At 60.4% G+C, this 21,612-nt stretch carries 15 protein-coding genes and 3 tRNA genes; 6 read left to right on the top strand and 12 right to left on the bottom strand.

The genetic code is table 11. The features are described from left to right. Positions 1-216 precede the first annotated feature (216 nt). A complete protein-coding gene (locus ACYQ2T_RS09550) occupies positions 217-1,392 on the top strand; it encodes a homocysteine biosynthesis protein (protein WP_459900188.1) in 1,176 nt (391 codons plus the stop codon). Next, a complete protein-coding gene (larE, locus tag ACYQ2T_RS09555; protein ID WP_459900190.1) occupies positions 1,332-2,165 on the top strand; it encodes an ATP-dependent sacrificial sulfur transferase LarE in 834 nt (277 codons plus the stop codon). Before ACYQ2T_RS09550 ends, larE begins: the two co-directional genes overlap by 61 nt. A 74-nt stretch (positions 2,166-2,239) precedes the next feature. Here the strand turns inward: larE and ACYQ2T_RS09560 are convergent, their stop codons facing one another. From ACYQ2T_RS09560 to ACYQ2T_RS09570, 3 genes are all read right to left on the bottom strand, one after another. Beyond that, positions 2,240-3,136, bottom strand: a complete 897-nt coding sequence (locus ACYQ2T_RS09560; RefSeq protein WP_459900192.1) for an RluA family pseudouridine synthase — start codon at positions 3,134-3,136, stop codon at positions 2,240-2,242. Positions 3,137-3,161: 25 nt separating this feature from the next. Continuing rightward, positions 3,162-4,196 carry a TRAP transporter substrate-binding protein DctP gene (dctP, locus tag ACYQ2T_RS09565; RefSeq protein WP_459900194.1) on the bottom strand — a complete coding sequence of 345 codons (1,035 nt, stop codon included), beginning with the start codon at positions 4,194-4,196 and terminating at the stop codon, positions 3,162-3,164. A gap of 168 nt (positions 4,197-4,364) precedes the next feature. Next, complete coding sequence (locus tag ACYQ2T_RS09570; protein WP_459900195.1) at positions 4,365-6,050, bottom strand: FG-GAP-like repeat-containing protein; 1,686 nt, start codon at positions 6,048-6,050, stop codon at positions 4,365-4,367. Positions 6,051-6,332: 282 nt separating this feature from the next. Between ACYQ2T_RS09570 and ACYQ2T_RS09575 the strand changes: the two genes are divergently transcribed. Next, complete coding sequence (locus ACYQ2T_RS09575) at positions 6,333-7,628, top strand: NOL1/NOP2/SUN domain family protein (RefSeq protein WP_459900196.1); 1,296 nt, start codon at positions 6,333-6,335, stop codon at positions 7,626-7,628. 734 nt (positions 7,629-8,362) lie between these two features. Here ACYQ2T_RS09575 and ACYQ2T_RS09580 read toward each other — a convergent pair. Further along, complete coding sequence (locus ACYQ2T_RS09580; RefSeq protein WP_459900198.1) at positions 8,363-9,532, bottom strand: THUMP domain-containing class I SAM-dependent RNA methyltransferase; 1,170 nt, start codon at positions 9,530-9,532, stop codon at positions 8,363-8,365. Between the two features lie 211 nt (positions 9,533-9,743). On the opposite strand from ACYQ2T_RS09580, the gene ACYQ2T_RS09585 reads away from it, so the two are divergent. After that, on the top strand, positions 9,744-10,508 hold the full coding sequence (locus ACYQ2T_RS09585; RefSeq protein ID WP_459900199.1) for a class I fructose-bisphosphate aldolase: 765 nt from the start codon (positions 9,744-9,746) through the stop codon (positions 10,506-10,508). Between the two features lie 98 nt (positions 10,509-10,606). Here the strand turns inward: ACYQ2T_RS09585 and ACYQ2T_RS09590 are convergent, their stop codons facing one another. Together ACYQ2T_RS09590 and ACYQ2T_RS09595 are read right to left on the bottom strand one after the other, a co-directional pair. Next, complete coding sequence (locus tag ACYQ2T_RS09590) at positions 10,607-12,397, bottom strand: chloride channel protein (RefSeq protein WP_459900200.1); 1,791 nt, start codon at positions 12,395-12,397, stop codon at positions 10,607-10,609. Positions 12,398-12,400: 3 nt separating this feature from the next. Beyond that, positions 12,401-13,342, bottom strand: coding sequence for a bifunctional riboflavin kinase/FAD synthetase (locus tag ACYQ2T_RS09595; RefSeq protein WP_459900201.1), 942 nt, complete (start codon positions 13,340-13,342; stop codon positions 12,401-12,403). Between the two features lie 191 nt (positions 13,343-13,533). Between ACYQ2T_RS09595 and ACYQ2T_RS09600 the strand changes: the two genes are divergently transcribed. Then, positions 13,534-13,620 (top strand) — tRNA-Leu (locus ACYQ2T_RS09600). A 64-nt stretch (positions 13,621-13,684) separates the two neighbouring features. Here the strand turns inward: ACYQ2T_RS09600 and ACYQ2T_RS09605 are convergent. The 6 genes from ACYQ2T_RS09605 to ACYQ2T_RS09630 form a co-directional block, all read right to left on the bottom strand. After that, positions 13,685-16,210, bottom strand: a complete 2,526-nt coding sequence (locus tag ACYQ2T_RS09605) for a Lon protease family protein (protein WP_459900203.1) — start codon at positions 16,208-16,210, stop codon at positions 13,685-13,687. Positions 16,211-16,227: 17 nt separating this feature from the next. Next, the gene (locus ACYQ2T_RS09610; protein ID WP_459900205.1) at positions 16,228-16,632 is read right to left on the bottom strand and encodes an Hsp20/alpha crystallin family protein; all 405 of its coding nucleotides are present in this window, start codon (positions 16,630-16,632) and stop codon (positions 16,228-16,230) included. Between the two features lie 736 nt (positions 16,633-17,368). Further along, positions 17,369-17,455, bottom strand: a tRNA-Leu gene (locus tag ACYQ2T_RS09615). Positions 17,456-17,557: 102 nt separating this feature from the next. Then, positions 17,558-17,998 (bottom strand): hypothetical protein, encoded by a 441-nt coding sequence (locus ACYQ2T_RS09620; protein WP_459900206.1) that lies wholly within the window; start codon positions 17,996-17,998, stop codon positions 17,558-17,560. Between the two features lie 379 nt (positions 17,999-18,377). Further along, positions 18,378-18,464 (bottom strand) — tRNA-Leu (locus ACYQ2T_RS09625). Positions 18,465-19,081: 617 nt separating this feature from the next. Next, positions 19,082-20,275, bottom strand: a complete 1,194-nt coding sequence (locus ACYQ2T_RS09630; RefSeq protein ID WP_459900207.1) for a class I SAM-dependent rRNA methyltransferase — start codon at positions 20,273-20,275, stop codon at positions 19,082-19,084. A gap of 387 nt (positions 20,276-20,662) precedes the next feature. Here ACYQ2T_RS09630 and ACYQ2T_RS09635 point away from each other — a divergent pair, with 387 nt between their 5' ends. Next, positions 20,663-21,046, top strand: a complete 384-nt coding sequence (locus tag ACYQ2T_RS09635; protein ID WP_404844014.1) for a rhodanese-like domain-containing protein — start codon at positions 20,663-20,665, stop codon at positions 21,044-21,046. Positions 21,047-21,612 lie beyond the last annotated feature (566 nt).

Genomic DNA, 21,612 nt, shown 5'->3' on the forward strand with positions numbered 1-21,612 from the left:
AGTGTGTTAAAAAAGAGAGAAAAATCGGTGTGTTGCGGACGTGTTCGCTGCTTCGAAAAAGTATGGGCCGTTATACCGCAAAACACCGCCAAAGCCAAGGAAAAACCTAGTATCCAAGCGGCTTCCCGCGCTTTTGCACACAAATTTGCATTGCCTTCCATTTCAGAATCGGCCACGATTGCCGCTTACGTGATTTTTCAGCATAGGAGAAGCCCAATGAGTCACTCTCATGAAGTGAACAAGACGCTTAAGGAAATCAACGAAAAGATTCGCAAAGGCAAGGCCGTCGTCCTCAATGCAGAGGAGATGGTGGACGTGGTGCGCAAGAAGGGGAAAGTCGCCGCGGCCAAAGAAGTGGACGTCGTAACCACCGGCACCTTCTCGCCCATGTGTTCCAGTGGTCTGCTGTTTAATATCGGCCAGAAAAATCCGCCCACCATGCGCACGTCCAACGTCTGGCTGAACGACGTGCCCTGCTACGGCGGTCTGGCGGCGGTGGATTCCTACCTCGGCGCCACCGAGCCCACCGAGGACGACCCGCTGAACAAGGTCTATCCCGGCCAGTTCAAGTACGGCGGCGGCCACGTCATCGAAGACCTTGTCCGCGGCAAGGCCGTCCACCTGCGCGCCACGGCCTACGGCACGGACTGCTACCCCCGCCGCGAGCTGGATAAAAACATCACGCTGGCGGACCTGCCCTTTGCCGAACTGCTTAACCCGCGCAACTGCTACCAGAACTACAACTGCGCGGTGAACCTGACCAGCCGCCTCATCTACACCTACATGGGGCCGCTCAAGCCGGGCGGGCGCAACGCCAACTACGCCACCGCAGGCCAACTGAGCCCGCTGTTCAACGACCCGTACCTCAAGACCATCGGCCTTGGCACGCGCATCTTCATCGGCGGCGGCGTGGGCTATGTTCTTGGCGCGGGCACCCAGCACGACGCCGCGCCCAAGCGCAACGAACGCGGCATCCCCATGACCGGCGCAGGAACCCTTATGCTCAAGGGCGACCTCAAGAGCATGGACGCCCGCTACGTGCGCGGCGTTTCCATCACCGGCTACGGCTGCTCGCTGGCCCTTGGCGTTGGCATTCCCATCCCCATCCTCAACGAGGACATGGCATGGTTCACCGGCGTCAGTGACGACGATATTGATATGCCCATCAGGGACTACGGGTACGACTACCCCAACGGCCTGCCGCGCATTCTCAAGCACGCCAAGTTCTCGGAACTGGTCAGCGGCGAGATTGAACTCAACGGCAAAACCGTGCAGACCGTCCCCCTGACCAGCTACAGCCGCTCCCTTGAAGTGGCGAACGAGCTCAAAAAATGGATCGAAGACGGAACATTCCAGCTCACCGAAGCGCAGGAAGAGATTCCCTCCTCCTAGACGACGTTCCGGGGCGCCTGCGTGCCAAAGCGCAGGCGCTCCTGACGCATATCCGTTCGGCCGCCCCGGGCACCATTGCGGTGTCCGGGGGGCTGGACAGCCGCCTGCTCTCCCATGTGGCCAAGCACCTTGGCGCGGCCATGACCTGCCTGCATATCTCCGGCCCCCACCTGACGCCCGATGAATCCGCCGCCGCCCGCGCGTGGCTGGAGGACCTTGGGCTGCCGTTTCATATCATCACCGTGGACCCACTGCGCGTTCCAGGTGTGGCGGACAACGGTCCTGAGCGCTGCTACCACTGCAAACACCACCTGTTTACCGCCGCGCGGAGCGCCGCCCCCAAGGGAGCACTCCTTGACGGCACCAACGCCAGTGACCACGGCGAATACCGTCCGGGCCTGCGCGCCCTTGCCGAACTGGGCGTGCGCAGTCCCTTTGCCGAAGCAGGCATCACCAAGGACGACATCCACACGCTGGCGCGCGCCCTGAACCTCCCGCACCCGGACCAGCCCGCGCGGCCCTGCCTGCTCACGCGGTTTCCCTACGGCGTGCGGCCAACACCAGCGCTTCTGGACCGCCTTGGCGCGCTGGAGGACCGCCTAACCCGCGAAGGCTGGACAGACTTCCGCGTGCGCGTGGAGGAGGGCGGCACACTACGCCTGTACGCCCATCCCGCCAACGCCGGCCGCCCGGTGCCAGAGCGCCTGCCCGTCACCTTCACCGCCGCCGTCAGCGGCCACTTTGACCGCGCCAGCGGCCTCGGCAAAAAATAAGGCGCGCCCGGCCAAGCCGTCACGCGCCATCGCCCGCGAAAGGTCTCCCTTTTCGCTCCTGCATGGTCCGTCCTCTACACATCAAGCTCGCGTACATCATCCGGCATGTGGCCGCCAACGGCAAAGCGTCCGGCCCAGTCCGGGTCGCGGCGCACAAAGGTCTCATCCCACGCTAAAGCCCAGGCATGCAGCAGCATGCGCTGGTTGCCCCGGGATGTACCGTATTTGCCGTCCCCCACAAGGGGATAGCCGCGCCCGGCAAGCTGCACGCGAATTTGGTGCATACGCCCGGTGAACAGCCGCACGCAAAACAGCGTCGCCGCGCCATCGGTGTACAGCGACAGGGCGCGGGCGTGGGCGTCCTTGCCCGTACCGGTGCGCACCTTCTCGCGCCCGGGCGCGCCGCTGCGCTCCATGGTGTCGCGCATGGTTAGGCGCGTTCCCGCCGCGCAGGCGCCCTCTGTCCAGCACAAATAGTATTTCCCCAGCGTATGACTCTGAAAAGCCTCCTGAAGGTGCCTCAGGGCCGCATAGGTTGCACCGCAGGCCAGCAGGCCCGAGGTGTCGCGGTCAAGGCGATGGGCGGGAGTGGGAGTAAACGCCGCGCCCGCATACTGCGCCTTGAGGCGCTCGGTGACGGCGTCGGCATGTCCGGTGCCGGGCTGCACAGGCAGGCCGGCGGGTTTGACGATGACCAAGACGCCGCCCTCATCGTACGCCACAGGCAGCGCAGGCCCGGCAACTGAGGGGGCTGGAGCATCATCAAGGCGGATGGGCGGCACGCGCACCACCTGCCCGGCGCTCACGCGGTCAAAGGGCTTTTTGCGGCCCCCATCAACGCGCACCTGCCCCTTGCGCACAAGGCGCATAAGAAGAGAGCGGGGCACATTCCCCAAACGGCGCTGGAGAAACTGCAGAAGCTTCTGCCCGGATTCGGCGTCGGACACGTCAAGATGCTGTACGGGTGGCATGGGGCGGTCTTAGCGCAACTGCGCCTCAAGGAAAAGAGGGGATGTACGCGCCATAGCGCTTGCGGTTTTTGGCCTTGAAGTGGACCACATCGCGCACCATTTGGCTGGCGGGGTATCCGGCGTCGCGGGCGCGGCTCATCCACCGGGTAACGCCAACGTCCAAATTCACACGGGTATCGCGCAGGTCGGCTTCCGGCCACACAAGAAACTGCACCTGATGGCGCTTCACCGCCCAGCTTACGGCCTTGCGGGTATGGGCGTCCACGTACTGCCCGGTCCACACCGCATGCTCGCGCGAGAGGTCTTCCATCACCTGCTGCACCGCCTGCGGCAGGCTTTCCCATACCGCGCGGTTCATGACCACGACAAAGGGATACACGTGCAGGTTCAGCGCCACCTGATATCGGCAATACTCGGCAAAATTCATATCCATGAGCACATCCAGCGAGGACAGCACGCCCTTGACCGTGCCCTTGTGCAGGGCGTCGCCGGTCATGGACATGGGCAGGGAGACCGGCACCCCACCAAGGCGGCGGATAATATCAAGGCCGTTGCCAATGGCGCGCACTTCAAGGCCCTCAAAGTCCGCAAGGCCCCGCACGGGCACCTTGCTCATCAGGCAACTGGGCCCGGAGGTGAACACCGTGAGCACCTTCACGGACTGAAACTGGGCCGGTGAATAGCGCTGGAACATATCCCAAAACGTCGCACAGGCCACCGTGGCGGAGGTGAATCCAAGGGGCTCTTCAAACAGGGTGCACACCGGCGTCTTCTGCTGGGCAAAGGGGAGGGAGATGCACCCGATATCGGCCTTCCCTGCGGCCACAGCCTGCTGCATATCCCCGGCGCCGGCAAGGGTCGCTCCGGGGTAGGTCTCTATTTCCACAGCGCCCTTGGTGCGCCGCTCCACCTCATCGGCCCAGCGCTCCATCTGGATACACGGGAACGTGGAGGCCGGGGGCGAATTGGCATAGCGCAGGCGGAGAGGCTCCGCCAAAACTGGCGACGACAACGCCATACAGACCATAATGCCAAGAACAATCCGGACCACAACGCGCACGGGCACACTCCCTGCTATGCATGACACATATTTCCGCCCACCATACCACGCCCAGCACGCTAAGGAAAACCGTCCGGGCAATATTCCCCCGCGGCACGCTGGGAAACAAAAACAGCCCCCGCGGCATGTGCTGCGGGGGCTGATGGGTGCCATATGGCGGGAGGCGGCTTACTGCTCGCGCTCCACCGGGGTGGCCGGATCCATTTTGGTCTGGTCGAGGGGGTAGCTGATCACCATGGCCTTGCGCTGACCAAGGCCGGAGTGGCCGGGGTAGGTGTTCAGGGCGACGTACAGGTCGCGCACGCCGTCGTTGTTGATGTCGGCCAGACCGTAGTCGCACACGGTGCCCTTGATGCGGCGCGTCTTCCACGACAGGCTCAGACCCACACCGTCCCAGAACAGGGAGTGGATTTCGCCGTTGGGGAAGAAGCGGTAGCGCTCGAAGAACTGCGCGGCCACGGAGATGTTCTTGTTGACCAAAATCTCCCAGCTATCGTTGCCATCAAGATTGGTGGGAACAAGGCGCAGGGGGATGTAGTACATGTTGGTGTACTGGTCGCGGGCGGTGCCGAGGCCGCTCAGGGTATCCGGCAGTTCAAAGCCCAGCTGCGAACCGGCAAACTGATCCAGAGACGTGTACTGCAGTTCGTTGCTGGGCGTGTACACTTCAATCTGGTCCTGCTTGTTCACCAGCAGCAGCTTGTGGCCGTCTTTGGTGGGCAGGTAGGCGATGTTGAAGACGTTGGCCTTTTCAGGCACGGCCACGCGCTTGCCCAGCTGGAACTCGCCGCCCATGCGCACCATTTCGTGGATGGGGGAGTCAAAGGTCCGCAGGCGGCCGGCCTTCTGGCCGATAAGCACGGGGGAGAACGTGGGCGGCATGCGCACCACGTGCATGAAATAGGGCAGATCTTCGGCCACAGGCTTCAGGGCCTGACCGTCGAAGTGGTAGATGTAGGAATTGGGGGTATTGCGCCCGTTGCGGCTCATGGCGGAGTCGAGGTCGTGCTCGTACACGCCGGAGACCACAATTTCCTGCACGCCGTCCCTATCGGTATCGATGAGGTTCACGTTCAGGAGTTCAATGCGGCGCGAGGGGGTCACCTCGGCCAGCAGGCGCAGGCGGCCGCGGTCGTAACGGTATACGGACAGGGTGTTCTTGCTGATGAACAGCATTTCATTCTGGCCGTCGCCGTCGGGGTCACCGGCAACCATGCCCTGAGCGGTAAAGCCAAGGCGGGGGCTTCTCCAGCGTCCGGGTGTATCGGAACCGCCGGAGTAGCGGAACTGCGGATTCAGGTAGAACTGCTGTCCGTCCTTGCGCTCGTTGAAAATGAGCTCGGGGTTCATGCGGTTCACGGGCTGCTGGGCCGCCTGAGGCGCGGGAGCCGGGCGCTTGAAGATGCGGTCGTTGATGTCGCCGGCCATGCCTTCAAGGGCGGGAATCAGGCCGCCGATGTCGGTCTGCACGCTCTGCGGCCAGGCGGCGCCGTCGTTGTGGGACACGCGCACGTCCACGCTGCACTGCTCGCCAACCATGGTCACACTGCCCCAGACGAGGTAGTCTGCACCAAGGGCGCCAAGGGCCTTGGCGGCGGCTGCGTCGGAATCGGGAGCGCTGTTCACCTTGGCGGCGACGTCGTCCTTGCTCATGGGTTCAAGATGGTCTTCCCAGCTGAGGCGGGAAATCATCATGTCCTGAATGCCACGGCTCAGGTACTGGTACTTGTCGGGACCATTGATGGCGAAGGGAAGGACCGCAAAGGTCTTGGCCAGTTCCGCAGCCATAGCCTGCCCGGGCAGGAGGATGGCTACCGCCATGAGAAGGGTCGCCAGATAACGCACACAACCCATGAATTTCAGCTCCTTGAAAGAAAAGATTGCAAAAGCGCGGACTGCGGGCCAAGCCGGCCCCGCCTCCGCACGATGGTGTCGTTCAGTATGGTCTTCATTTCCAGTTCGGAAAGGAAGACCTGTGTAGCACCTTCTGCGTAAGGACGCAAAATCTAACTTTGTCCATGCAGAACATGGGCGCGGACCACCCGGTGGCCCCCACCTTGCGCTTGCGCTTTGGGCGCGCAGTCCGTAGGTTCCGAGGCTTTGAAAGCCGTACATCAACCCTCGACAACACACACCATGGCAGAATCAACCACCATTCCCACCACGGACGCCAAACGGACCTTCCGCTTGGCCTGTCCCCAGCAGGACCGTCAGCTTGCGCTGGATCTCCTGCACGCCGAGGGCTACCGGTTTGCGCCGGAGCCGTTTTCCGATGTGGCCTACCACCTTACCGAGGAGCCAGCGCCCCTTGGTGGCAGCCTCGCCAACACTTTTGGCCTCATCTACATTCAGGACAAATCCAGTATGTTGCCGCCCCTGTATCTGGACCCGGCCCCCGGGTCGGCAATTCTGGATATGTGCGCCAGTCCGGGCGGAAAGACAAGTCTTTTATCGCTTCTTGTGGGGCCGGAGGGCTTTGTCATCGGCAACGAGCCAAACCGCTCGCGCCTTGAAACCCTGCGCCGCAACCTGCACCGCATGAACGCGGTCAACGCCGCCACGTGCTCCTTCCCCGGCGAGGAACTCCCGCTGTTGCCCGGCTCCTTTGATGCCATCCTGCTGGATCCGCCGTGCTCGGGGTGGGGCACCGTCAATAAAAATCCCAACGTCATGCAGATGTGGAGCGAGGACAAGACCGAACCGCTGGAACGCCTGCAGCGTGAACTGTTGCGTACCGCCGTGGATCTTCTCCGGCCCGGCGGGCGGCTGATGTATTCTACCTGCACCACCAATGCACGCGAAAATGAAACCCAGGCCGATTTCGCCATCCGCGAGTTGGGCCTGACCCTGGACCCGTTGCCGCATCCTCCGGGTTTTCAGGTGGACGCGCCGACCATGGCGCACCTTGAAGGCGTTCTTCGTGTGGGCGGCGGTCAAGAGGGCGGACAAGGATTCTTCCTCGCCCGGTTTGTGAAGCAGGAAGGCGGCGGAGAAGACCGCGCGCCTGTGCCGGACGGCAAGGGCGACTTTCCGGGGCGCCCGTTATCCCGCGCGGAACGTGACCTGTGCGCGCAGGCCGGAGCGGACCTTGCTGGATTGCCACCGGGAGAGGTCTACCGTTTTGGGGAGAATACCTATTTTCTGCATGAGCACGCGCTGCGCATTATTCCGCGTGCCATGCGCTGGCAGGGCTTCCCGGTAGGAAAGTTTGCGGGCAAGAAGTTTAAGCCCGATGCCCGTCTGCGCGCGCTCCTTCCCGGTGACGCGCAGCGGTTTGTGGATGCGCCGTCCATTGACGTTATTCGTCAGCTGCTGTCCGGCCAAAGTCTGACGGCGCCGCAGTCTGGGAAGTGGGCAGGCTTGTCGTTTCATGGGCGCCCTCTTGCCCGGCTTGCCGTGAAGGGAAAGCGCGTGTTGTGGTCTGACAGGTAACCGTGACGGTTTGTGGACCGTTTTGAGCGGGGCACTTCTTCGGGAGTGTCCCGTTTTGTTTTGCCCAAAGGTCATCGGTCCCTTTCATGGCCTGTCTTTGTCTTCGTGTCCTGTGGCATGACGAGATGTGGGGCGTTGACCATCATGGTGTTGGTTTTGGTGTTTCTGCGCTTTTGGCTGGGTTTGGTAAAAGCTTCTGGTGTCGTGTCGGGTGATATGCTGACGGTGCCTCTTGTGGCTTTTCCACTTTCGGCTTCTTCTGATTGCTTTTGACGCAGCGGTTGGATGCGCCCCGCCCGGTTTGGGACATCCCCTCTCTCTTCTTCTCTTCTTTCTTTTGTTTTGTTGTTGTGGGAGTTGGTCTGTTCGTGATGTTCGTTTATGAATTAACTTCCCTGAAAAATTGACTTTTCACGTGTTCTTTTCTGACGGGAATAACGACGCGCTTGTGACAGGGCCGGGCCGTTTGCCCAAAAGTGTGTTCGTCGTGTCGTTTTCGTGTTCACGAATGTTCGTAACCTGTTTGTCACCCTGCAGCCCTTGCGCCGGGCGGGTTGCGCTCCTGTTTTGGACCTGACTTTTGGAAAGTTACGAACATGGGGCTTTGGGGGGCGGATTGGGGGCGCAGGGCAGAATGTTCAAAACGTGAGCGCCCTTAAACCGCCCGGCGCAAGGGCAAAAAAAAGCCCGGCTCAGGAGCCGGGCTGGAGAGGACGCACGCGGGAAGACCTCGGTCAGGAACGCACCTTGCGCGTGCCTGCATAGAGGTCATAGACAAAGAGGCGGCACTCGATGCGGCCATTGAACAGCTGGATGCGGCGGCGGGTGCGCAGGCCGATGCGCTTGGCAAGGTGCATGTTGCCCGTGAAGACCGCTCCGGTGTAGCCTTGGCACGACTGTTTGAACATGTCGCCAATGGCGGTGTAGATGGGCTCCAGTTCGCGCTCGGAGCCAAGGCGCTCGCCGTATTCGGGATTGAGCAGGATGCAGTCCCCTTCGGTGGGCGGGGGGACGGTGGTGCGGCGGAAGTCGCACACGTCAAATTCGATGGCGCGCGCCATGCCCGCGGCCTCGGCATTCTTGCGCGCGGCGGCCACGGCCTTGGGGTCAATATCCGTGGCGATGAGACGTCCGGTTGGCGCCGTGCGGCGCTTGAGGGCGTCTTCGCGCATGAGGGACCATTCCCCGGCGTCGTACCCGGACACGTGCATAAAGGAAAAATTGTCGCGCAGAAGCCCCGGCGCAGTGTTGGTGGCAAGCAGGGCCGCCTCGATGGCAAGGGTGCCGCTGCCGCACATGGGATTGACGAAATGCGCGCCCGGCTTCCACTGCGTGCCAAGGATGGCGGCGGCCGCCAAGGTTTCGCGCATGGGCGCGCGGTGGGGCAGCTTACGGTAGCCGCGCATGGACAGCGGTTCGCCCGTGGTATCAAGGTATAGGGTCACGCTGTCGTCGTGCCAGTACAGGGAGACCACGGCGCGGCTTCGGTCCGGGCCGGAGTCCGGACGGCGGTCCTTGTGTTTGAGGATGCGGTCCACTATGGCATCCTTGGTGCGCAGGCCGGCAAAGCGGGCATCACGCACCGCCTCGGTGCGGGCGGAGGCCACCACGGAGACGTACCCGTCCGCGGGGATGATATCCTCCCACGGCAGGCGCGAGACCTCGCGGTACAGCGCGTCCGGCGAATCCGCGCGGAACTGCGCCAGTTCAAGGAGCACGCGGTGGGCCGTGCGCAGGTGCAGGTTCAGGAGCATGCAGTCCGTGAACGTGCCTGTGGTTTCCACGGCGGCGGGGCGCTCGGCCGTGACGTCAAAGCCCAGCTGGACCAGCTCCTCGGCGACAAAAGGCTCTACAGCCTTGGCGCAGGTGATCAGTATGGTGTGTTCCGTTTCAAATATGCTCATGGCGACTCCCTTGCGCATGTGGCGCGTTGGCGGAACATAGGGTACACCTGCAACGCAGGCAAGTCTGCTCCCGCAGGCCGGGAGCGCGGCGCACCGGAAAGGGCGGTGTGAACCGTGTTCGTTTTTGCCATAACTTTCTTTTATCATTGACGCTTTTGTGTGTTCCTTTTCTCCGGAACACGCAGGGCGAAAACTCAACAACGAGGTGGATATGATTGGAACGACCCGACGGTTGCGGCGGCTGTTTCACACCCGGACATCACGCTCGGTCATCCTGCCGCTGGACCATGGAGCAAGCGACGGCATGCTTCAGGGGATCGAAACCTTTCCCGAACTCCTCGCGGGCGCAGCAACCCTGCCCGTGCAGGGCGTGGTGCTCAATAAGGGCCTCGCCCGGGCCAAGGCCGCAGATGTGGAGCCGGAGACGAATCTTATTATCCAGCTGTCTGCCGGAACCAAACACGGCCTGCCCAACTACAACCAAAGCATTGTCTGCTCCGTAGAGCAGGCCCACAGGCTGGGCGCAGACGCCGTGTCCGTGCATGTGAATATCGGCAACGACCTTGAAGACCGCATGCTGCAGGAGTTTGGCACCATCACCGACGAGGCGCACCTCCTTGGCCTGCCCGTTATTGCCGTGATTTACGCCCTTGGCGGCCAAATTGTGAACGAGCTGGACCCCAGCCTCATCGGCCACTGCATCCGCCTTGGCGGCGAGCTTGGCGCGGATGTGGTGTGCGTGCCCTATTCCGGGGACGCCGCATCCTTTGCCCACGCCGTGGAGCAGTCCCCGGTGCCGGTGCTGGTGACGGGTGGCCCGGGCCAGCCGGATTGGAAGTCTTTCCTTGCCATGATTCAGGAGGCCCTAGAGGCCGGCGCGTCCGGCGTCGCCATTGGGCGCAATATTTTCCAGCATGGCGAGCCTATGAAGGCCCTTGCCGCTGTGTGCGAGGCTGTGCACGGCGCAGGCGAATAGTGTGCGCCGCCCACGGGCGGCGGATGATGAAAAAAACGGGGCGCGGCCATGTGGCTGCGCCCCGTTTTGCGTGTGGGGGAAGGGCTGGCGCGCTCGCGCTAGCTTGTGGCGATGGTGATGGCGTTCTTGTAGGCATTGAACACGTCTTCGCGGTTCAGGATGCCAATAATCGTGTGCGGGGATTCCGGGTGCACCACGGGAATCTGCCCGTAGTCGGTATCCACGAACTTCATGAGCGCGGTGTACAGGTCGTCCTTGGGGACGAGGGTTGCGGGCTTGCCCGCGAGGTCGCGCACCACGATGAGGTCAAAGAGGCAGGTTTCGTACAGCACCTTGCGGACGTCCTTCATGCCCAGCATGCCCGTAATGGCGCCCTCGGTGTTCTTGATGGGGAAGTAGAGCTCGTTGGTGCCGACGATGATGTCCGTCAGCGCCTTGAGGGTGGTGCCTTCCTCCAGTGTGGTCACGCGGCCGGGGCGGAAGTAGTCCTTCACGTACAGGCCCTCGAGGACATTGATGGTCATGTCCTCAATATGCGCTGGTGACTCAAACTTGTTCTCCACCTGATTTTCGTACAGCGAGGTCTTTTTGCCGAGGACAATGCACACCACGCTGGCCAGCATCAGCGGCGCAAGCAGGCCGTAGCCCTGCGTCAGCTCGCAGACCATAATCATGGGGCCGATGGGGGCATTGGCCACACCAGCAAAGAAGGCCGCCATACCCACCAGCACGTAGCCGCCGGGCTGGGTGACAATATCCGGGAAGTACTTGTTGGACAGAAAGCCGATAAAGCCGCCGCTCATGCCGCCAACAAACAGGGCCGGGGCAAACATGCCGCCGCTCATGCCCGACCCGATGGTCACGGACGTGGCAAGGGTCTTGCCCACAAGGATGGCCAGCATGATGGAGACGGCCAGCTCGCCCTTGATGGCGAGTTCCAGCCAGCCGTAGCCGCCTGTCAGCAGCTGCGGGAACATCATGCCCAAAAGGCCCATGGCCAGGCCGCCAAGCCCCATGGCCCACATCAGGCCCAGCTTGAGCGAGAGCGGCTCAAAGACCTTAAATTTGATGAATTCAAAGGTGCGGATGTAGAACCATCCGGTGAAGGAGCAGAAAAAAGCCATCAGCACATAAAAGGGCAGTTCCAGCGCATTGGTGAAGTGGAACTCGGGGATGCCGAAGATGGGGGTTGTGCCGAAGAAGAGGGAAAACAGGGAATAGGCGATAACAGAGGAAATGACGGCAGGCAGAACGGCCTCTGATTCAAAGTCTTCCTTGTAGATGACTTCAATGGCGGTGAGTGCGCCGCCAAGGGGTGCGCGGAAAATCGCGCCGAGGCCGCCCGCCGCACCTGCAAGCAGCATGATGCGGCGCTCCTTTGTCGTCAGCTTGAATTTGTCCGCGATATAGCAGCCAATGGTCGCGCCCATCTGCGAGATGGGACCTTCGCGGCCGGCGCTGCCACCGGTAACGATGGTGAACATCGCGGTGACGCCTTTGATAAGGCCCACAAGTGGAGGGATTTTCCCTTCCTTATTGTGGAAGGCGTTGATGGTGGCGTCGGTGCCGTCGGTGCCGCCACCAACGGAGTCCGGGATAAAGCGCATGATGAGCCAGCCGGACGCAAGACCCACCGCTGTGGTCATGATGGGGATAAGCCAGGGCCGGAAGGCACCGGCCGGGCCGTGGAAGATCTCTTCGCCCGCGGGGCCGGGAAGGGTAAAGCCCGCAAACTGATGGATGAAGACGAATTTCAGATATTCCACGCCCGTAAAGAAGAGTACGGCGGCAAGCCCTGAAAAGACGCCCACGCCCAGTGACAGACCTATCCAGCGCATGGTCTGGCCATGGAACATGGAGTAGAGCGTTTTTATGGTTTTGGTAAACATGGCTTACATTTGCGCCTCGGAGCTGGCAAGGATGGTCCGCGCCAGGTTGATGTCGTGTGAGATTTGGTCCATGAGCTGCTGCAGATCGTCGAATTTCTTTTCCGAGCGCAGGCGCTGGACAAAGCTGACCGTCAGGTCCTTGCCGTACAGGTCCTTCTCAATGTCCATGATGTGGACCTCGACGGAAACCGCGTCGTTCCCAAAGGTGGGGTTGTAGCCGATATTGGCTACAGCCGGACGCGTTACGCCGTCCACCATGGCCCAGCAGGCGTAGACGCCAAGCCCGGGCGACAGTTCATCCACCAGCTTCAGGTTTGCGGTAGGAAAGCCCAGCAAGCGGCCGCCGCGGTTGGCGCCGTGCTGGACGGTACCGGTCACGGTGTAGAAGCGCCCCAGCAGCGGTCGCGCGTCCCACACATTTCCGGCCTGCACGAGGTCGCGGATGCGGGTGGAGCTGACAATGGCGTCGCCGTGCATATAAGGGCCAACGCGCTCCACGCCAAAGCCGTACTTGTGCCCAAGGGCGGTGAGCATCTCGTAGTTGCCCTTGCGGCCCTTGCCAAAGGCGTAGTCGTAGCCGATGACGAGTTCCTGCGTATTCAGGCCGTCCACGAGGTACGTGTGCACAAAGCTTTCCGGATCCAGCGCCGCCATGTCGCGGGTGAATTCCAAAACCACGCACAGTTCAATGCCCATCTCGCTGATCAGCTGAAGCTTTTGGTCCAAGAGGGTGATGAACGGCGGGGTATTCGTTGCGGTGAGAACCCGCAGGGGATGCGGGTCAAAAGTGATGGCAACAGATTCCTGATGGTTTGCCCGCGCTTTGTCGCGCGTTCTGGCCAGCAGCTTCTGATGCCCCTTGTGGACCCCGTCAAAGTTGCCAATGGTGACGCACGCGCCACGCAGGCTGTCTCGGATGTCCTCTATGTTGCGGATGACGATCATGTGGGTGATGCCTTTTGAGTCTAGGGATATGATGAGGGCATGTGCTACCCCAAATCAGCATGTCGTTCAAGCCGTGAAACATCTGTGAAGAAAGCAGTTTTATAACTGCCCGAAAAAATGGACAAAAAGAAACGTAAAAAAAGTACTTGCAAAACCCAGCGCCCCCAAGCTATACAGGCCGTCCACCGAGTGCCGAAGTGGTGGAATTGGTAGACACGCTAGGTTCAGGGTCTAGTGAGCGTTCGCTCGTGGGAGTTCGACTCTCCCCTTCGGCACCACTCAAGAAAGTAAGGCTTCCAGCATTATGCTGGAAGCCTTTTTTCGTTGCGCGTCCCTTTCCCCTTATCCGTTCCCCGGCCCTCCGGGGTCATCGGGGGAGTCGGGTGGGTCTTTTTTTGTGCGGGATTTGCCCTTGCCGTTGTCTTCGTCGTCCTTGCCGAATTTTTGCAGTTCCTCGGCCAGCTCGCGCAGTTTGGCATCCACAAGGCCGTAGATGGTGGTTTTTGGGTAGGTGCCGTCTTTTTTGCGTTTTCCGGCGCTTGTGCCTGTCAGCAGTTCGATCCCTTCGTCAATGTTCTCAACGGCCCAGACGTGGAAGTCACCCTTGTCGATGGCCTCCACAACATCCGGGCGCAGCATCAGGTCCTTCACGTTGGCGCGGGGGATCATCACCCCTTGTTCGCCGGTCAGTCCCGCGTGCTTACAGCACAGGTAGAAGCCTTCAATCTTTTCATTCACGCCGCCAATGGGTTGCACCTCGCCGCGTTGGTTTACGGAGCCGGTCACCGCGATATCCTGCCGCAGGGGCTTGCCCGACAAGCTGGAGAGCAGGGCGTAGAGTTCCGTGCTGGACGCCGAGTCCCCGTCAATGCCGCCATACGATTGTTCGAAGGTGATGGAGGCCGTGAGTGACAGGGGTTTGTTCTGCGCAAAGGTATGCCGCAGGTACCCGGACAGGATCAGCATGCCCTTGTTGTGCGTCGGCCCCGAGAGTTTGGCTTCCCGCTCGATGTTGATAATGCCGTCGCGCCCAAGGGACGTTACCGCCGTGATGCGCGAGGGTTTGCCGAACATATAATCGCCCATGGAATACACCGCGAGGCCGTTCACCTGCCCCACAGCTTTTCCCGAGGTGTCCACAAAGATGGAGCCGCGGTCGATCATTTCCTGCAAGCGTTCTTCAATTTGGTTGGTGCGGTAGATTTTGGCGCTGAGCGCCGCGTCCACGTGCTCCGCCGCAACCTTATCTGCCTCAGCCTCCTGCGCAAAGAAGTTCGCTTCCGCCAGCAGGTCCGCAAGCACGGGGAAGGCCGTGGTCATTTTTTCCTGCCGTCCCGCCATGCGCACGGCCTGCTCCATAATGCGGCACACGCCGGAGGCCTCGAAGTGCCGCAGTCCTTCCTTTTCCTGTTCCGAGCGGATAAACCGCGCCACCTGTAGGATAGTATCCTCGGAGCGGTCCATGGAGGACTCGTAATCCGCGCGGACTTTGAAGATTTTTTCCATGTCCTCGTCGTAGTAGCGCAGCAGCGAGTAGATGCGCGCGTCCCCAAGGACAACGACCTTTACGTTCATGGGGATAGGTTCAGGCTTCAGGCCCGTTGCCGTCAGGAAGTAGTACGGGTCGTAGGTTTGGATTTCGATTTCTTCGGTCTTGAGCGAGCGTTTCAGCGTCTGCCACACGCCCGGCTCCATAATCGCGTCCAGCAGGTTGATGACAAGGTAGCCGCCGTTGGCCTTGATGAACGACCCCGCCTTGATTTTCGTAAAGTCCGTCCGCCAGCCGCCGCCGGGTTCCATAATGCGCTCAATGGATCCAAACAGGTTCCGGTAGGTCGGGTAGGATTCGATAATGACCGGCGGCCCTTCCAGCTCGCTATTATCCACCAGCAGATTCACCTTGTACGGGCGCAGCAGCACGTCCGGCGAGGGCGCGGCCATCATCGGAATGGGCGGTGCCCCCTGCGGCGCCTTGGCGCCAATCATGCGCAGTTCATCCAGCCGTGAGGCCATATGTTCCAGCATGGCCTCGCAATACGCTTCCACTTTCTCGCCCGGGAATTCTTCCTTCACGGGCTTCAGCAGGTCCTGCGCCAGCGTCATGAACATCAGCCGGTCCACTTCGTCGTGCTTTCGCGACACATCCTTTTGCAGGCCGCGCACCTGCTGCACGATGAAGTCCAGCTCCTCTTTGAGCTTGGCGCGCCGCTCCTTCAAGTTTTCAAATTCCTTTTTGGGGAAGCGGCCATTTTCCACCATTTCCTCAAGCTCGACCAGCCGCTTGGGTTCGCCGTCCACAAGCGGCAGGATGTCCGGGCGCTGGACCGGGCCCATCTGCATATTCACGACCACAAGGTCCGTGTCCTTCACCTTGTCCTCAACATCCTTGTAGAACTCACGGACCTTTTTTTCGTGCGCCTCGTGGATGGCGTTTTTCCGCGCGATGTATTCTTCGCTCTCAAAGAGCTGCGGCAGGTCGCGCTTCAGGGTGTCCAAAAACTCCTCAACCGCCTTTTTGAACTGCGCCCCCTTGCCCGCCTGAAACTGGAGCAGGAGAGGGGCTTCCTGCCGTTTAAAGTCGTTGACGTAGCACAGGTCCTCCGGCGGCTCGTCCTTGCGGGAGAGTTCCTTCAGCAGCTTTTTGACCGTGGTTAAGCGCCCACTGCCCGACGCGCCAGTGACAAAAATATTGTAGCCCTTTTTCGTCATGCCCATGCCGAACCGGAAGGCCTCCACGCCCCGCTTTTGCCCAATAATGTCCTGATGCGGCTCAAGGTCCGCCGTGGAGGAAAAGGGCAGCGATTTGGGCGCCAAGGTCCAGCGCAGTTGGTCGGTCGGCACATGAAGGGAGTGCGTTTTCGAAGCCATGCGAACCTCCGTGGCGGTTAGGAATCGGAAATAGTGATGCGTTTGGCTGTGTCGGGAGTGCGGCGGACAAGGGTCACGGTCAAAATGCCGTCCACAAAGGACGCGTTTACCGACTCCGTGTCCACCTCGTACGGCAGGCGCATCTTGCGATGCGTCGTGGTCGTGTGCTGGCCGGTGTGCTTGTGTGCAGAGATGCCAAGCAGCGTGCCCGTCAGCGTGATGTCAATGTCCTCAATGGAAAACCCCGGCAGCGGCAACGTTATAAGCAGCCGTTCCGGGCTCTTGCGCATAACCATGCCATCATCATGCAAGCAGGAGATGTCCGGAATGCCAAGGTCCGTGCAAAAACTCTCGAACAAGCGGTCCATGTCCTCTTTCAGGCGAGCAAGTTGCCTGTCACTCCAGATGCGTAGGTCAGGCATTGCAGTCCTCCTTCACCGGGGCAGAGTGCGTTTTATGCCATGTGCAGTATGGATACTGTTTGCGTAACGCTATCATACTCCTGAAAAAGGGCACAAGAAATCGTGGCTGAAAAAAAGTCCGGAAAGACAAGAAGGGAGGCGGGGCGAGGCTGAGGGGGGCGCGAATGCGCGGCAGAAGAGAATATCTCCGATGGCTCAAGGACTCCGCCCTTGAGAATCCCGAGTGCGGTCATGACTGGTGCGTGTGGAGGGGACTGCTGGGACCCCTGTGAGGCTCCCGCGGGTGGGGAAGTTTTTGGGGTGAGGCTTGGTGTGTTGGAAAGTGGGGGGGGCGTTCTTGGAAGATGTGAGAATGGGGAACGGGGCAGGGCTGAAAGGTAGCGTTTTTGTTGGCGTGGCGCGAATGCGAGGGGGGGAGAAAATATCTCCGATGGCTCAAGGACTCCGCCCTTGAGAATCCCGAGTGCGGTCACGACGGGTGCGTGTGGAGGAGACTGCTGGGACCCCTGTGAGGCTCCCGCGGGTGGGAAGTTATTGGGGTGAGGCTTGGTGCGTTGGCGAGGCCGGTGAGAATCCCTGTTTGAGGGGCTTCTTAAGGGCATCATTGCCTTGAGAAGCTCTGCTATCTTTACCTCTAAGGCCCTTCGTCCTTTCAGGGCGAACGACCTAAGACCTAAAGTCTGCGGAGCAAAAAAAAAGGCTTCGGGGTGGAACCGAAGCCTGAAGCACCAAAAGGTGGTGCCGAAGGGGAGAGTCGAACTCCCACGAGCGAACGCTCACTAGACCCTGAACCTAGCGTGTCTACCAATTCCACCACTTCGGCACGGGAGAAGGCTGTATAAACTTGCTGGCCGGGCTTTGGCAAGTCTAAATTGGCCATATTTTCAAAAAAATTGCCGAATGACCGTTTGCTGCGGGCGTTTGGCTACTGTTTGGTGTTGGACGCGGCTTCTGCTGCTGCGGTTGCCTTGGCGAGGTCATCGCGCAGGGCTTCGGCGACGTGGTCCTTGTAGGCGGTCAGCCCTTTGGAGTCGATACACGCCAGGGCGTCCTGCTCGGAGGAGATATCGGCAAAGCGCTTGGGGGAAGCCCAGATCAGATGAATCCCGGCGATTTTCTTGTCAACTTCGACCTGCGCTAGAATATTCGCCGTCTGAATCTTGCTCCGCAGGCTCTGGGGCATGCCGGGAATCTGGAGCAGGTGCTGTTTGGGGTAGAAGAGATAGCGGACAGCAATGGCCGAAGTGGAAAACGGCTCATTCTGAAACCCATCATCAACATCCAGCCCGCTTTCTTTGGCGGATTGAATCATATTGAAAATATCGGAAGCAATGCTCTCTTCGTAGCTTTTCGTGCTCTCATCCATATGGCAACTCCTCGTATAGTGAGACATACAGGGCTAAAACCGTCACCAGCAGGCATACACGCGCAGCACGGCCCCTGCAAGCGTGGGGATGAGGCGGGGGTGGTGTGTTGCGTTTTGTTCGTAATAAAGCATGGTATTTAAGGGAGATAAACACTTTTTGAACAGAAGGAATATGGAGGCGTGCGAATGACGTTTGGACGACAGTGAGAGGGAGCAGAGTCGTTGCGTTTTGTTTTCTTTTCTTCTTGCTTGGGGGGCCTCTCTGCGCAAGGGGAGCGGTTTGTCAGGGGAACGGAGAGGTGTTTTCGTGGAGGGGAGGGAGCTGACGCCATAGAAAAAGGGCTTCAACCAACTGGTTGAAGCCCTTTCTGCTGTCATATGGTGCCGAAGGGGAGACTCGAACTCCCACGGCCTTTCGGCCACTACCCCCTCAAGATAGCGTGTCTACCAATTCCACCACTTCGGCACGGGGTGGGCGGCGTTATCCGCCCGGAGAACGGGTGTATGCCGTATTTTCTGGTGGCTGGCAAGTGTCTTTTTCCGTCTTTGGCAAAAAAAGTGGGTGTGCGGAGTGGTTGCGGGTGGAGGCTTGAGACATGGTCAGTTGCTTGTGTTCACAAAAGATTGAAATATTTCGGGTGAATAGATCGATAAAGAACATTATGAACATCCGTTGGCTACAGGGGGCATAGCGGGCGTGTGGGCTTGGTTCTGGGGAAAGAGGGCGTCTGTGGTCGGTGCGTGAGGGGGCAGAGTTGAGCGTTGGGGTGTGGAGGGAAAAGAGGGGGCCGGTGGCGGGGCGGATGTCGGGGCTTCGTTCTGGTGTGAGCAGGGAGGGCAGGCTCTAGGGGCAACCTGTACCGGCAGAATCTGTTTTCTCTGTTCCCGGACCGAAGTGTTACCCATGTTCCGGGGGGGACAAGGCGACGACACGTCTCTCCGAGTCATGGGCAGCTCTACGCTATGAGTGAAGCGTTCTGGGGGAGGGCGAGGCTGCGTGGGGTCCGCGTGGGCTTGAGAAAATAAAATCCCCCCGGTTCCAGCGGAAGCGGGGGGATTGGTGGTGCGTGTACCCGGAGGGGGCTACTCGACGCGGACGGTGAAGCCCTTGAGGTAGCGGCTTTCCGGGAAGCTCAGAGCCGCAGGGTGGTCGGGGGCCTGACCGATGCGGCGGATGATTTGTGCTTTGCGCCCTGCATCAAGGGCAGCGCCGGCAACGACTTTTTGGAACAGGTCCGATTCCATGAGTCCGGAGCAGGAGTAGGTGAACAGGGTGCCACCGGGGCGCAGCAGGTGGAAGGCAATCAGGTTGATGTCCTTGTAGCCACGGCAGGCCTGCTTCAGGGAGCGGCGCGAGTCCACGAATTTGGGCGGGTCGAGGACGATGACGTCGAAGGTGCGGCCTTCCTTGCGGAAGCGGCGCAGCGCTTTGAAGACGTCGGCCTCCATGAATTCGGCTTTGTCCATATCGAGGCCGTTCACCTCGGTATTGCGGCGCGCCATATCCAGCGCAGCGCCGGAGGTGTCGATGTTGATGACGCTTTTTGCGCCACCAGCAAGGGCCCACACGCCGAATCCGCCGGTAAAGCAGAAACAGTTCAGCACGTCGCGCCCGGCGCTGTGCGCGCCGACAAGGCGGCGGTTTTCACGCTGGTCGAGGTAGAAGCCCGTCTTGTGCCCGTGGCGTACGTCCACAAGGAATTTCACGCCCAGCTCGTCAATTTCCACCAGCTCTGGCGGCTCTTCGCCTGTGAGTACGCCGGAGTCGCCTTTGAGGCCTTCCTTGCTGCCGCGCACGTCAGCGTCGGAGCGTTCGTACACGCCGCGTAGGCCGGGCAGGATGTCCATGAGGGAGGCGGCGATGCTGTGTTTCCAGTATTCCGCCCCTGTGGTCAGGAACTGACACACGGCGAAGTCGCCGTAGCGGTCGATGATGACGCCGGGCAGGCCGTCGCTTTCCGCGTTGACGATGCGGCAGGCGCGTTCTGGAATATCGGACCCCGGTTCGCGGCGCAGGGCGGCAGCGGCTTTGAGGCGCTCATGAAAGAACGCGTCGTCGATGGTGTCGGATTCCGTAAAGCTGAGGATGCGGATTTGAATTTGCGATTTGGGCGACCATGAGCCGTAGCCAAGAAAGTCGCCGTTTTGGGATTCGACGCGAACGGTCTCACCGGGAGCGGGATCGCCGTCGATTGTCTTTATTGCCCCGGAGAAGACCCAGGGGTGCCAGCGTAGCAAGGATTTCTCCCTGCCTTTTTTCAGTCGGATGTTTGTCATGCTGTAGAGGATACCACAAAGGAATTGAATGTTGTGCTCCAACCATGCGGTCGGCTGTGCCCACGTACCATCAAGATTGCGCTCGGCGCAAGGCGCTGGTGCGCCGCACGCATGAAGTGCGGCTTCTGGCGGGACTTTCTGTGGCACATCAGGGGGATGGAAGATGCGGAGGAGCGCTCTGCGGTGTGGCTGTGCGACGGTGCATTGGGCAATGACGTAGGATGTTCATTGTGTTCATAATGCGGATAATCGTCTGGTTTTATTGGATGAACAAGTGACATTCCGTCCGCAGCGCGCTATGACGGGGAACGTGTTGAGACAGATGGTCTTCGCCGCTACGGCGCTGATGCCGGAGGGGCTGGCCGTTGTAATCCTTAGGAGGACGGGATGGATTCGCTAGGAAGTTTGCTCAAGGAAATGGATTTTGAATTCTTTGCCACCGGACAGTACGGCATGGGCGTGGACGAAGCGCTCAAGGTCATCAAGAACGACCATTTTTTCTTTTTGGATGTGCGTGCGGATGAGGAAGTGGGCTGTCTGACGTTTCCCTTTGCCAAGCATATTCCCATTAATGAATTGCCCGACCGGCTGGACGAGGTGCCGCGGGACAAGTTTATCGTGCCGTTTTGCGCCACCATGTTCCGCGCGGCCATGGCCTATGTGTATCTGCTGGAGCAGGGCTACGAGGAAGTGAAGGGACTGAGTGTGGGGACGGACGTGTTCGCCTGCGCATTAAAGCCCGGGCCTTTGGCAAAAATCGTGTGCTGCTAGGTATGGAGAACCTCTCCGCCTGCCGATGAGAGTGTATGGGGCCGGACGTCTGGCGGCCCCATCCGATCCTGAAGGCCCGCCGACGTACTGCCCCCTATTGCCCGCGCCGCCATGGGCGGGCGCCCTCCCGCAGCACGGCATGGCAGGGCAAAGCGCGGAAAACTTGCGCCCACGGCATGTTTGCGCTATTTTCCTGTAATATGGGGAAAGAGCTTTCCGCGTGAGGCGCAGTGGCTGCCCTTTGGCAGGGGTAGGCCCACACAGCGGGGCCCCCAGGACTTTACAAGCTCCCTGTTTTGCGGGTAGAGCAACACTCTTGTTTTCAAATCGACATGAAAGGGAGGAATCCATAATGGCTCATAAGAAGCACGAGCGGAAGAAGGAACTCGACCGCAAGCGTAAGCGCAAGGCCGATCGCATCAAGACCCGCATCAAGGAAGCGAAGGCTTCTGCCAAGAAGTAGCACATTTCCGCGCGGTTGCCGGGCGGGGCGCCTCTTTGGGCTGCCCCGTCCAGCGCTTGCTCGCTGTATTTTTCAACGGGCGAAATCTTGACAACCTTGCGCG

This window comes from Desulfobaculum senezii, from assembly GCF_054657395.1.